A 13,804-nucleotide genomic window follows, 5' to 3' on the forward strand; every position below is an offset into this window, starting at 1 on the left:
GCCTAATGCAACAGACTCAAGCACTAACAATTCCAGCCAGAACAATTATGACACCAGGACCTGTTGAAGCAGAACCAAGTGTATTAAGGGCAATGTCATCATCTATTTTAGGCCAGTTTGATCCAAGTTTTACACATATTATGAATGAAACGATGGTTTCGTTACGTAAAGTGCTGCAAACCGACAACCACTGGGCATTTCCAGTTGACGGCACTTCAAGAGCTGGGATAGAAGCGATGCTTTGTAGCGTGATCGAGGAAGGAGATCGTGTTCTTATCCCGTGTTTTGGCCGTTTTGGTTATTTATTAACAGAAATAGCTGAGAGATGTGGAGCTGATGTACACCTCATCGAATGTGAATGGGGAAAAGTATTTGAACCAGAGGAAGTTATAGCTGAAATTAAAAAGATACAGCCAAAAGTTGTCACAATGGTTCATGGTGATACATCGACTGGTCGTATGCAACCTTTAAAGGAAATTGGTCATGCATGTCGGGAGATGGATGCTTTATTCATCGTGGACGCTGTAGCAACGGTAGCGGGTACCGAAGTGAAAACAGATGAGTGGAAAATTGATGGTTTAATTACGGGAACACAAAAATGTTTGTCTGTCCCTTCAGGAATGGCGCCGCTAACTTATAATCATCGTATTGAAAAGATCCTAAAAGAGCGAAAGTCAATTGAAAGAGGACTCGTTTCTCCTTCAGAAAATAAGGGCAATTCTTCGAAAATTGATAGAAGAATTAGAAGTAATTATTTAGATTTAAGCCAGCTTCAGGATTATTGGGGGCCAGCAAGATTGAATCATCATACAGAAGCAACTTCTATGGTATACGGGTTATATGAAGGCCTTCGTATTATTTTAAATGAAGGGTTACAAAACCGTTTCGATCGTCATCGAATGAATGAACAGGCGCTTGTTGCTGGTTTACAAGCAATGGGTCTGTCATTATTTGGTGATCCTACAGTAAAACTACCGACGGTGACGTGTGTGCTGATTCCAGAAAAAGTTGACGGTGAATCGGTGAGGTCGATGTTGCTCCAAGAGTTCGGTATTGAAATAGCAAGTTCATTCGGACCATTACATGGAAAAATATTGCGAATAGGAACGATGGGATACAGCTGCCAAAAGAGAAATATTTTGTTGACTTTATCAGCTCTCGAAGCGGTCCTCATTAGACACGATGCAAATGTAAATAAAGGTCACGGAGTGCAGGCTGCTATGGATGTATATCAAGAGAGGGAAATGAAAGCGGAGATTGTTCAGGGCTGAATGTGTATGGAAATTAGGTGTAGATTCATTAAAATGATTGCTTCGAAGGGGATAGGAACACCGAATACTCTGCAGTTGAAAAGTAATTTTTCGGCTGCAGAGTATTCGGTGTTTTTTTGGAGGAGCATAGAAATTACTTTAACTTTGAAATACATAAATGTCCTTGTTTTACAAACAATAATGAATGCTTGATTGTGCTGAGAAGCTTACCAATCAAAAAATTTTTAAGTGCGATGGGCATAAAAATTCAAAGGAGAGGCTGCTATGGATGAGAGAAAACGAGGTAAGAAAGAAAATGGAAATAAAGAAGTTAGAAATTATCAACCTTCTGATTATGAAAAATCTGATGATCAATCTAAAGGGTTGGCTGTTACACATGAACAGGTTTCTGATACTTTCACTGAAGGTACAATTGATGGGAAAATTGATAAAGTAGACGAAGAAGGAAACTTGATAAGTCATGAGGGAGAAAATCTCACAAAAAAGGGTGAATAAACTTCCTTAGTAAAGACATAACTATGGATGGCATCGGACAAATTGTCGGTGCCTTTTATCTGTAGGGATCAAAAAGATATTTCAATATATTACACTTTATTTACAATGCAATAGAATGATAGACTTTTCTGCTTGACATGATAAAATAGAATAAAGAATAAATAGGTCGGAAAAGAAGAGGAGGGATCCAGATGAAACTTTGGTTTAAGAAAGTCTCGGCTGTATTAATTACGATAATGACATTAGGGATGTATATTCCACCCACATATATGGATGCAAACGCAGAAGATGAGAACGATAATATCTTTCCAGGAAGTGATGGTGTACAGGAAAAAGAGCTTTCTTTTGCTGATGTAGAAGAATCTGATTCTACCCTTTCCGATTCGGACGAAGACTTTTCCGGTTTTGAATCTAGTGAAGACTATATTCATTTATTTACTGAGCAAGCAAGAGAACAGACATTTTCTAAACTGGGTCCCCGAATAGCAAATAAAGTTGAAGACGATTTCATGGCGGAAGTATTTCCCGGTATGGAAGAAGTTATCACAGGCATTTTGGATGATATAGATGAAGAAGAGTTTCCTTATTTAAAAATAAATGAGCAAAAGACTTCCGTAAATGGTGAAAAGATTTTTAATATATATGATAATCAGTCGAAACAGGATGTGGCAAGGTTCCATGTCCGGCGTGACCTTCGCCCCAAAGAAGGTTATTGGTTTAACTTTCATTACCACTTGCGTGATGACAACTACGAAGAACACCACTCGATTGGTGATATTTACTGGGATAAAAATACACCACCAAAGTGGATGTCATAACTAAACAGAAAGAATGTACAAATGATGTACATTCTTTTTTTAGTTTTTTGAACTTTAATGTTTTAATCTGAATGTTCCGCAGCTCCTACTAAGTAACTATTGAAATATGATCTGACTGTAAATTTAACTAAAATAGTGAGAAATATTTGAATTTAATTCAGAATATTAGCATAATAGAACTACTAAGGTACGTGGAGAGTGGAGGAGGTTCAGTTGTGGCAATGAAAATGGTCACCAGCTATTTGGCGATAATGTTATTTTTTCTCATTTTAGGATCTACTGCTGAAGCGTCTTCCTCTATAGAATTAATAGACTCAGTCGAATCGATTGAATTAAATAGTGAAATAGAAATACTTGAAGATCAAAATAACGAATGGGATATAGAAAAAATTATGTCCGGAGATCTCGATAATGAGTTTATAAAAAATGACGGCGACGTTCCTAGTTACGGATACAGCTCTACTATTTATTGGGTTCGTTTCCAAGTAATTAATCATTCTGATCATAACAATTGGTTTCTTGAACTAGACAATCCAACAATGGACGTGGTGACACTATATGATCCCTACTCCTCCGATGAAGAAATAAAAGAAAGAGAAACAGGAGATCTTTATCCGTTTGCTCAACGTGAGATCGATAATCGTAATTTTATTTTTCAAATAGGTGAATTGACAGATGAAGTTCAAGTCTACTACCTTCGTTTTGAGACAGAAGGGGCTATGCAACTTCCTTTAACGATAAGAAATCAAGAGGCGCTAATAGCAAAAACTCAAATCGATTATGTGATAATAGGATTATTATGTGGACTCGCTATAGTGATGGCAATTTATAATTTATTTATCTATTTTTCATTGCGACATTTCAGTTATTTATTTTACGTTTTATTTATACTTGTTAATTTATTCACTTATTTATCATTTACGGGAGTTGCCTATCAATTTTTTTGGCCAGAAGCTGTTTGGTGGAACAATCGTGCGATTATATTTTTTATGTGCGGCGGAAACATCTTAGCCTTATTGTTTACGAATAGTTTCTTAGATATGAAAAAAAGACTCTCACGTCCAGCTCATTGGCTACAATTGATCATAGGGTTAAACGTGGCAATATTAATTATATTACTTTTTTCTTATTCAGTTGCTTTGAACCTTATTGTAGTTGCTTCAATTACCTCTGTTGTATTTATTATTTCAGTTGCTTTTAAGAGTATAAAGCAAGGCTTTCGTCCAGCCCGTTATTTCTTCGCTGCTTGGCATATATTTGTGATTGGTGTGGTGGTGTCCATTTTGACTGACACAGGGGCAATCCCGCTAACTTTCATCACAAAATATGCTTGGCAAATAACAACGTCCGTTGAACTGGTCCTACTTTCCTTTGCTTTAGCTGATAAAATTAATACGATGCGGTACGAAAAAGAAAAAGCAGAGCAGGAGTTAATTGAAAGTCAGCAAAAAATTCTCGAAAATTTGAAAAAAACAGACAAATTGAAGGATGAATTTCTCACTGTTACTTCCCATGAATTGAAAACACCATTAAATGGGATCATTGGAATTGCGGAATCAATGTACGATGGCGCTTCAGGAAAGCTCGATGACTTGCTTAAATATAACTTGTCAATGATTATCGTTAGTGGTAAAAGGCTCAATCATTTGGTTAATGATATTCTCGATTTTTCGAAATTAAATAATAATGATATGGAACTTAAATTGAAGAAGGTGCATGTAAAAGAAGTGACAGATGTTGTTGTGACGATTTGCCAAACGCTTGTGAAAGGGAAAGATATTAAAGTGATTAATAAGGTGAATCAACACCTTCCGCCCGTTTTAGCTGATGAAAACAGGTTACAGCAAATTCTATATAACCTTATTGGAAATGGCATTAAATACACAAAAAATGGAGAGATTACAATTCGAGCTGTTCAGAAAGATCAATATTTGAAAGTATATGTCCAAGATACAGGCATAGGGATACCTAAAAAATATATTGAGACAATTTTTCTTCCTTTTTATCGTGGGCGATACAAATCAGAACAAGAGGATGGAACAGGAATTGGCTTAAATGTTACAAAGCGTCTTGTGGAATTACAGAATGGACAAGTTCTCGTGGAGTCAGAAGTGGGAAAAGGTTCGACATTTATGTTTACGTTACCACTTTTCAATGAATCTGTATCAACTTCAGAAGTAATAAATCCTGAAGAGTTGTTTCTAAATGAATCAATTAGTACATCATTTTTTTCTAGCAGAAAGCCACATACTTCGTCAGAAAAAAAGGCAACGATTTTAGTGGCAGACGACGACCCAGTGAATCAACAAGTATTGATTAATTATCTTTCTTTAGAAGGGTATCAGGTTGATACAACGAGTGATGGGGATGAGGCATTGGAATTGATCGAGGAAGGTCGTACATATGATCTAGTCATGTTAGATGTGATGATGCCTAAAATATCGGGATATAAAGTTTGTCAAAGGTTACGAGAAAAATATTCATTGTCAGAGTTACCAGTGTTAATGTTAACAGCGAAAAATCAAGTAGAAGATCGTATTACTGCGTTTGAGGTAGGAGCAAATGATTATTTAGCGAAGCCTTCAGATAAAAGAGAGTTATTGTCTCGAACTAAGACGTTGATCCGATTAAAGCAGGCTGATAAAGAAATTAAAGACAGAGCGGAGGAGTTAAAAAATATAAATATCAAATTAAAAAACTTAAATAATGATCTAGAAGATAAAGTGGATGCGAGAACGAAAGAATTAGCAGAGAGAAATGAGCAATTAATCGAATCAAATCAAGAATTAATTGACATGGAAAAAGGTAGAGTTCATTTACTATCGAATATTTCTCATGAATTAGGAACGCCTATCACGTTTTTACAAGGCTACGTGCAAACGGTTAAGGAAGGATACATTGATGCTGGCAACTTGAAATACTTAAATATTGTAGAAAATAAGGTGAAATTATTAGATCGTCTTATTAATGATTTGTTTGACCTTGTAAAGTTTGAATCTGGAAAAATGAGATTAAATATTGAAAATATTGAACTTGAACCATGGCTATTAGATGTGTATAACAGATTTGAATTAGAAGTGAATCAAAGTAATATAAATCTTATAAAAACGAATGTAAACTATCTACATAGAGTGGATACAACTATTCTCCTTATTGATATTGAGAGAATGGATCAGGTTTTTTCTAATTTGATCTCTAATGCGATCAAACACACTTCCTCTGGTGGAGTGATCACGATTTCAGCGGAGGTATCAAAAAATAAGCGAAACAATAAAACGTTTGAGTTTGATGGTATGGTAGTTATTGAGGTAAAGGATAACGGAATTGGCATCGATCAATCGACATTGCCCCACATATTTGAACGATTTTATAAAGGGAGCAATTATTCTGGTGATAGTGGGACAGGGTTAGGTTTAGCGATAACGAAAGAAATTATTGAATATCATAAAGGCGAAATATGGGTTGAAAGTTCAGCGGAAACAGGGACTTCTTTTTTTGTCTCGTTGCCAGTTGTTTTCAAAGATTCAGTGAAAAACGAAGGGGTGTGAGTAAGTGAATCCAGAGAAAATATTAATTGTAGAAGACGATGATGACATTCGTGAATTGACTTCATTATATTTACAAAAAAAAGGATATCTCGTTTTTACAGCTGAGAATGGGATAAATGCCTTAAATATAATCCCAGAACAACAACCAGAATTAGTATTATTGGACATTCTTTTACCTGGAATGGAAGGGTTTGAAGTTTGTGAGAAAATTAGATTAATAACAAATGTTCCGATTATTTTCATGAGTTGTAAGAGATCTTCGACTGATAAAGTGAAAGGCCTCAATGCAGGCGGAGATGATTATATTACGAAACCGTTTGACCTTGCTGAATTAGAGGCCCGCATAAAGGCAAATTTACGTCGAAATGGGTTACAGTCTTTCGGTGAGGTGAAGAGTACCCGAGTCTTACAATCGGGCGAAATATCTGTAAATTTAAATAGCTTTGAAGTGTTTGTTAATAATAAACTCGTTTCATTGTATGCAAAGGAACTCCAATTGCTCTTGCTATTTCTAAAGAACCCTAACCAAGTGTTTAGTTCAGAACAGATTTATAATCAAATTTGGGGTATTGACCAATTTGGAGATTTGAAAACAGTCTCCGTCCACATTCGTAATTTGCGAAAGAAAATTGAGAAAGATCCAGCTCATCCGTCTCATATTAAGACGGTGCGTGGGTTTGGTTATAAGTTTCAAGATGTTAACTAGCATTGTAGGTGGCTATTCTATGGTTAGTATATTTTTAATACTAATTTAAAAAAAGAATCATTTTTTTCCCTTTATTTAACTTAGATTTAACCTTTGCCCTGTATATTAAAATTTAGACAGGTTGACAGGTGAAGGAATTCTAGGGATGGAAGAGTACACTTGAATAAGATAGAAAATTTAAACATATCAATGGTAACTTCGTCGATTAGCACATTGTCTTTGATTAAAATCTTCCTACTAGTAAAAGGCAAACCTGCTTAAAAGCAGTGGCGCAAAGCTATGGGTCTAACGGTCTGAAAAAAAGGCCTATGATCGCCAGGCTGCCTATTAGGTACTTGTGGGAAAGGAGGTCTAGGGAAGCAATGGAAAATACATTTGGCTCAACCTTAGACAAAGAATGGGTAAAATTGATGGAAGAGGCTCGGGAGATAGGGATGACTCCAGAGGATGTTCTACAATTTTTTAATCACAGAAAAAGTGAAAAAAGTTTTATTGTTTTGAATGACCAAAAAGGGAATGTGTCATAATTTATTATTGGTACTGTATTTTTTTAGGTTTGCATTTTTTCCATGAATGAACGTCAATTAAATAAATGTAAATCATGTATGCTACTGGTCCAAATGGATCAGTATTTTTTTTACTTTAAGAATGTTTAACTTAGCTAAAGGATTAAAACCAAAAAAACTAATTTATTGAGGATTTATCTTAAGCAGGTTGCTGAATAACTCAAAAATTGGCAAGCAGATGATGATTTTTAACAAATATCCTTCACTTGTCCAAACGTTTCGAGCTAACAACGCATTATATAGTGGATAAGGGGAGGTTTTTTCTAGGGAGTACAAGTAAATAGGGGACTAGTCGAACTTACTCAATTGCTTTCTGCAAATAAAGGAGGAGAAGTTTATGGTTAAGATTTTTATAGATCCTGGTCATGGTGGAGATGATCCAGGAGCAATAGGGAATGGGTTGAGAGAGAAAGATCTTGTGTTGGATATATCTAGACGGATTAGACGACAGTTAAATCGATTTAACGATGTGGAAGTGAGGATGAGTCGAGAAGATGATCGATTTATTTCACTATCAAATCGAGCTACTTTGGCGAATTCCTGGGGAGCAGATTATTTTATTTCTGTTCATGTGAATGCTGCTGGTGGAACTGGATTTGAATCGTATATTTGGAATGGAAATGTCAAGTCACAAACGCGATCGAATCAATCAATTATGCATTCGGAGATTATTGCCCAAATAGGGGTGAGAGATCGAGGTAGAAAAAGCGCCAATTTTGCGGTGCTCCGTCGTACAAACATGCCTGCAATTTTAACAGAAAATCTATTTATTGATAATGCTGCTGAAGCTGCGAAGCTTAAAGACAGCGATTTTTTGGAAGCGATAGCCAAAGGACATACCAATGGGCTTGTTTCGATTTATAATCTAAAAGGGAATGGAACTGAAAGTGGGACGGATGAGACAAACGGATCAGATGAAGAAGGTTCTCCACCATCAGGGGAAATCAGTCAGATTCAATCAACGTTAAATGATAGATATGCCCTTTCGATTGCCGTTGATAATATTTACGGACCTGAAACACAAGGAACTTTGTTAAAAGGGTTACAAACGGAATTAAACAAACAATTTAATCGGAGGCTTGTCGTAGATGGAATTTGGGGCCCAAATACGAGAGGTGCAGTTGTTAATGTAAGGAGAGGAGCAAGAGGAAATATTACCTGGGTTCTACAGGCTACACTCTTAGGTAAAGGATTCTCTCCAGGTTCAATTGATGGAATATTCGGCCCGAAAACCGAGAGTGCGGTAAGGAGATTTCAACGAGCGCAAGGAATTAAGATCGATGGAATTGCTGGGCAAGAAACTTTTACAGCTTTATTTAGCTGATAAAGAGACACTTTTTATTTAAAAGGCATTTTCTCCTCAATACAGGAGAGAATGTCTTTTAAGGTTGAACAAAAAAATATAAATTATCCACTAGTGCTTCTGTGACTTTATATTACCATTGAAAAAAGTATTTCAATGACATCGTCACTACTGTATAGGAGACGACGCCGAATGCAAAAGTTGGATAGTGTGCTTCTTGGTCAGGAGGTAGCTCATATTTTAAAACATTTAAGATCATTGCCCCTGAAATGAATGCAAAAATAATTGCTTGGACCAACGCAGGCAATGTAACCTTCATTCCAATGTACCAGCCAGCCAAAATTCCACAAACAAGAACATACCTCCCAATTTTATTATAAAGATCCCCGTATTCGATCCATAAATCATGGGCAATTGCAATAAAATGAAGACCAACCGCAAGTCCATAAAAAACAGCTTGTATCCCCGCAACTTTATGAGAAAGGACCGTGTAAGAAACAAGCATATTATAAATCGTAAAAAAACTGATCTGCATCCAAAATAATGACCTAGCTTTTTCGTAGTTCAGATTTTGTTTTTTCCTCACAATTTTTTGAATACCGTAGAAAAGGAGAAGGCCTAACAAACCAACAAAATATAATTCCGACTCCATCGTTAAAGTATTTGTATAACTTTTAGCAATATCCTGTTCTTTATGTAATGTAGGGAGCACATAAACAAAGACATAAGAAACAGCAAGTCCTCCTGAAAAAGAGAACCATCGTAACCGTTGTATACGGTCATCAGGTATAAATTCGTTTGCTAGTAAATGGATGGCGATGAATGCTCCCCCGATAATAAAGGCATCAATAGACATCATGAAATCTCCTTCAGCCGTAATAGCTTCTATGGTTTCCTATATATAGGTAAACTATGGAGGGAAATACTTATTTATTCTAAAGGTTTGCGATTACGTGGGAAAACACTAGGGTTGGTAAGTGCAATCCTAGTGTTCTTAGTGGATTATGTTTTTTTCCGTTCAACTTCTGTTGGACTGTACCCAGGTCTTGCATGTAGTTCATAGAGATCGTCCATCTCTTTTGCTATTTCCAAATCTGGAGAATTATCTGTAGCGATATCTTTTTTTGGTGTCTGAGGTAACGATTTTTTATTTTTATCACGGGGGCGACGATTTCTTGTACTTCCCATAAAAACAACTCCTTTCAGCTTCATTTTTTGTGAAAAAAGAAATTGATATGTTATGAAAATAATGGGTGTTTTCTTAGCTGAAAAGGCAATGTTGTTTTAATCTCAAAGTGCCTAATATTATGATTCAGATATATTTACCAAAAATAAGTTAGAATTGTCACGAAAGTGTCATAATATTATTGAGGGTTTTGTTGTGCGATTCAATGCGACATCCTTTAGAATAGAAGTTATTAACACTGTGGACAAAGTGAAAACGGGGAGACGTTGAACGTTATGAACGAGCTTAAACAGATGGCAAAATCCCAAAAAAGAAATAGATCACTATTGCTGGTAGCTTCAATAGTAATTGGATTTGCAATAATTGCACAAGCGTATTTCATTGTCGCTATTGTTGATCATATATTCTTGAATGACGGGTCATTCCAAGACATTTTACCTTGGCTAGGTGGGCTTTTGCTAGCTTTAGCAACACGGGCTGCTTTTTCTTTTGTGAATGGACGAACAGGTTTAAGAATGGGATCCAAGGTCAAGTCAGATGTGCGCAGACAACTTCTGCAAAAATATGCTCGCAACCCTATTCAGGCATCAATAAAGGGGCAATCAGGTGGAAAAGTCAGTGTGATGTTAGACTCCGTTGATGAAATTGAGAGTTATTTCAATCATTATTATCCGCAAATGATTCAGTCAACGATTGTACCGGTGATGATGTTAGTCGCCGTGTTTTCTTTCAATTGGGTATCAGGGCTGATATTACTCGTAACAGCACCATTTATTCCAATCATGATGATTATTATCGGGAAGAATACTCAGAAAAAATCTGAAGAACAGATGGAGAAAATGGCGATTTTCTCAGGTCGGTTCTTGGATATATTGCAGGGATTATCAACTTTAAAGTTCTTCGGACGCGCGAAAGACAAAAAAGAAGACATACGTAGAAGTAGCCTCGATTATCGTGAGGCAACGATGGATGTGCTGAAGATTGCTTTCTTATCATCACTGATGCTTGAGTTTATTTCAATGCTAGGAACAGCCCTGGTTGCGTTAGAAGTAGGACTGAGGCTCGTAATTTATGATCAATTGACATTCTTTACTGCGTTTTTCGTGTTGATTCTTGTACCGGAATTTTTTGCGTCACTAAAAGAACTGGGAAGTGCGTTTCATACCGGGAGAGGTAGTATGGGGGCAGCTACGCGAATAGCAGAGGAATTGAAAGAAGAGGAGAGGCCGGTCGAATGGGGCAATCAATCTCTTGATGTGAAGGGTGATGAGCCGCCTTCGATTGACCTTCGTGGCATTAGCTTTTCTTATGGAGAAGATCGTTTTGCCCTACATCAAATTGAGGCGACGTTACCTGCAAATAGTGAGGTAGCCATTGTTGGGCGAAGCGGTGCTGGTAAATCGACGCTGTTACATCTATTATCAGGGTTAGTTTCTCCAACAGAAGGGTCTATTTGTGTTCAAGGTCGGCCGTTGTCTGATTACAAGGAATCGGAGTGGTTTGATCAGTTAAGTTATATTTCGCAAAGCCCTTACCTTTTTTCAGGTACGATCGAAGAAAATATCGCCCTTGGAAGGTCTACAGATGTTGCTAGAGAAGATGTCATCGAAGCTGCCGAAAAAGCAGGAATTGCTGAAATGATAGCATCTCTCGAAAAGGGATATAAGACAAAAATTGGTGAGGGCGGCCGCGGGCTGTCTGGCGGGGAGAAACAACGAGTTGCTATCGCAAGAGCATTTTTGAAAAAGCCAACGGTAATCTTGTTTGATGAACCAACGGTTGGATTGGATTTAAAAACAGAAAAAATCTTGCAAACGTCAATGAAACAACTCGGAAAAACATCAACTGTCATCACGGTTGCGCACAGGCTTCATACAATTATGAGAGCAGACCAAATTCTTTTCATTGAAAATGGCAAACTTGTTGCAAAAGGAACACATAATCAGTTGGTGGAAAGTTCAACACCATACCGAGAAATGGTACAAATCCAACAAGGGGGCGATGTAAGATGAGAGAGATAGGAATGATCATCACATTGATGTTGAAAGAAAAAAAAGATATCCTTCTTTCTGTATTATTCGGCTTCCTTACCGGGGTTGCAGCAGTAAGTTTATTTGCTACAAGTGGTAACTTAATATCAAGAGCGGCTATTACCTCTCCGCTTTATGTGTTGACCGTCAGCATCGCAGCACTGAAATTTTTTAGTTTCACGAGAGCATTAAGCCGTTATGCCGAACGCTATTACTCACACAGAGCAACGTTCACGATATTAAGTAACTTGCGCGTCCATTTTTTCGAAAAATTAGTTCCGTTAGCACCACAGATTTTTCATAAATATCGTAGTGGTGATTTATTGTCTCGAATTGTTGGTGATGTAGAAAGTTTGCAAAACTTCTTTTTACGAGTATTTTATCCACCAATTGTAATGGTGACGGTGTTCTTAGCGACGATTGCGTTTACGATGTTTTTCTCATTACAAATAGGTGTGATCTTAATTGTTGGTGTGCTATTAACTGGGTTCATTATTCCGGCGTGGTTTGCTATGAAGCAGAATAATTTAGAAAGAAAAGTGAGAGAGCAACGTGGTGAGTTATCGATATCAGCAACGGAGTTTTTATACGGTTTCCGCGATTTAAAAATTCATCAAAAGTTGACGGAACAAGAGAATCAATTAATTGAAGCATCTGATGCTTATATTGGCGAGCAAGAGAAAGATGGAACGAGAGCATTGTTTAGTCAATCTTTGAATAGTGGTATTACGATGATAATTTCTTGGTTGGTTCTTGCGATAGGTGCGTATTTAGTCACACTTGGAGAATTGGAAGGCGTCTTTCTGGCGATGCTCGTGATGATTTCCCTGACGGTGTTTGAAAACGCCGTTCCGATGGCTGCTTTTCCTAGTTATTATGAAGAAAGTCGGCTAGCTGCAACACGGTTACATTCGGTTGTTGAGAACGAAGAGGTTAAAGAATCCAGCGCTAAGAAGGGTAACCTAGATACGATAGATAATCAGAATACGTGGGAAATTCGCCTGGAAAATGTGACATTTGCGTATCCATTTGAAGAACGTGACGCTTTGAAGAACATCGATTTATCTATTCCAGCAGGTTCAAAGACAGCGATCGTTGGCCCGAGTGGATCAGGAAAATCAACGTTACTACAATTGATTCTGAAAGTGTATGAAGCTGATAAAGGTAAAGTAGAGATTAACGGAAAAGACGTTGTAAAACTGGATGAAGAATCGATTTGGGCTGGCACGAATACGCTTCTGCAAGATCACCATTTCTTCTATGGTACAATTCGTGAGAACTTACAGCTCGCAAAAGACGGATTAACAGATGAGGAAATGGGCGATGCCCTTGCAAAAGTGAAATTAGAAGGTTTTTCGTTAAATAATTCTGTACTAGAAAAAGGTGAAAACCTCTCAGGTGGTGAGAAGCAACGTTTATCGATAGCCAGGTCGTTATTAAAAGGGAGTCGACTGTGGTTATTGGACGAGCCCACATCATCTGTAGACGTGTTAACCGAAAAAGTGATTTATAAACATCTTTTGGATCAGGCAGAAGATGATACGTTACTACTTGTTAGTCATCGACTGACAGGATTGGAGAGGATGGACCGTATCGTAGTTATGGAGCAAGGTTCTATTTTGGAAACAGGAACATATAATGAATTGATGCAACAAAAAGGTTACTTTTATGAACTGAAACAAATCGAAAAGAGTGTTTTTACCGCATAACCGATCAATTTGCAGACTTTCTAAGATAGGAAGTCTGTTTTTGAGTTCGTTCGTTTTTGCGAGTGGCCTTGTTAGTTGGGAAGAAGTAAATTATAAATGGTTAAATATGTTAAAATAAATTTAAAGCTATTAAAGGAACTAACTAGCATTCGATGGGGGAAATAGAAGTTGT

General features: G+C 37.1%; 11 protein-coding genes and 1 riboswitch. Of the genes, 9 read left to right on the forward strand and 2 right to left on the reverse strand.

The window, feature by feature from the left end:
- The first annotated feature begins 5 nt into the window (after window positions 1–5).
- The 7 genes from ACM26V_RS20760 to ACM26V_RS20790 all read left to right on the forward strand — a co-directional run bounded on the left by ACM26V_RS20760 (window position 6) and on the right by ACM26V_RS20790 (window position 8,728).
- Window positions 6–1,271 (forward strand): pyridoxal-phosphate-dependent aminotransferase family protein, encoded by a 1,266-nt coding sequence (locus tag ACM26V_RS20760; RefSeq protein ID WP_416148677.1) that lies wholly within the window; start codon window positions 6–8, stop codon window positions 1,269–1,271.
- A 264-nt stretch (window positions 1,272–1,535) separates the two neighbouring features.
- Window positions 1,536–1,766 (forward strand): YozQ family protein, encoded by a 231-nt coding sequence (locus ACM26V_RS20765; RefSeq protein ID WP_416148678.1) that lies wholly within the window; start codon window positions 1,536–1,538, stop codon window positions 1,764–1,766.
- 191 nt (window positions 1,767–1,957) lie between these two features.
- Window positions 1,958–2,584: a YpjP family protein gene (locus ACM26V_RS20770; protein ID WP_416148679.1), complete on the forward strand. Its 627-nt coding sequence runs from the start codon at window positions 1,958–1,960 to the stop codon at window positions 2,582–2,584.
- Between the two features lie 221 nt (window positions 2,585–2,805).
- The gene (locus ACM26V_RS20775) at window positions 2,806–6,132 is read left to right on the forward strand and encodes an ATP-binding protein (protein WP_416151931.1); all 3,327 of its coding nucleotides are present in this window, start codon (window positions 2,806–2,808) and stop codon (window positions 6,130–6,132) included.
- Window positions 6,133–6,136: 4 nt separating this feature from the next.
- Entirely contained in the window at window positions 6,137–6,838 is a 702-nt protein-coding gene (locus ACM26V_RS20780; protein ID WP_416148680.1) for a response regulator transcription factor, read from the forward strand.
- Between the two features lie 236 nt (window positions 6,839–7,074).
- Window positions 7,075–7,166, forward strand: a riboswitch (cyclic di-GMP riboswitch).
- Between the two features lie 34 nt (window positions 7,167–7,200).
- Window positions 7,201–7,365 carry an anti-repressor SinI family protein gene (locus ACM26V_RS20785; RefSeq protein WP_416148681.1) on the forward strand — a complete coding sequence of 55 codons (165 nt, stop codon included), beginning with the start codon at window positions 7,201–7,203 and terminating at the stop codon, window positions 7,363–7,365.
- Window positions 7,366–7,741: 376 nt separating this feature from the next.
- On the forward strand, window positions 7,742–8,728 hold the full coding sequence (locus ACM26V_RS20790) for an N-acetylmuramoyl-L-alanine amidase (RefSeq protein WP_416148682.1): 987 nt from the start codon (window positions 7,742–7,744) through the stop codon (window positions 8,726–8,728).
- Window positions 8,729–8,840: 112 nt separating this feature from the next.
- On the opposite strand, the gene ACM26V_RS20795 is transcribed toward ACM26V_RS20790, so the two are convergent.
- Window positions 8,841–9,566, reverse strand: a complete 726-nt coding sequence (locus ACM26V_RS20795; RefSeq protein ID WP_416148683.1) for a hypothetical protein — start codon at window positions 9,564–9,566, stop codon at window positions 8,841–8,843.
- A gap of 143 nt (window positions 9,567–9,709) precedes the next feature.
- Window positions 9,710–9,895, reverse strand: a complete 186-nt coding sequence (locus ACM26V_RS20800) for a YfhD family protein (protein ID WP_416148684.1) — start codon at window positions 9,893–9,895, stop codon at window positions 9,710–9,712.
- Window positions 9,896–10,168: 273 nt separating this feature from the next.
- Between ACM26V_RS20800 and cydD the strand changes: the two genes are divergently transcribed.
- Window positions 10,169–11,905, forward strand: a complete 1,737-nt coding sequence (gene cydD / locus ACM26V_RS20805) for a thiol reductant ABC exporter subunit CydD (RefSeq protein WP_416148685.1) — start codon at window positions 10,169–10,171, stop codon at window positions 11,903–11,905.
- Window positions 11,902–13,632 carry a thiol reductant ABC exporter subunit CydC gene (gene cydC / locus ACM26V_RS20810; protein ID WP_416148686.1) on the forward strand — a complete coding sequence of 577 codons (1,731 nt, stop codon included), beginning with the start codon at window positions 11,902–11,904 and terminating at the stop codon, window positions 13,630–13,632. Before cydD ends, cydC begins: the two co-directional genes overlap by 4 nt.
- The last annotated feature ends 172 nt before the right edge of the window (window positions 13,633–13,804 follow it).

Origin of the sequence: Salipaludibacillus sp. HK11 (genome assembly GCF_047795645.1) — a bacterium.
Lineage (GTDB): Bacteria > Bacillota > Bacilli > Bacillales > Salisediminibacteriaceae > Salipaludibacillus.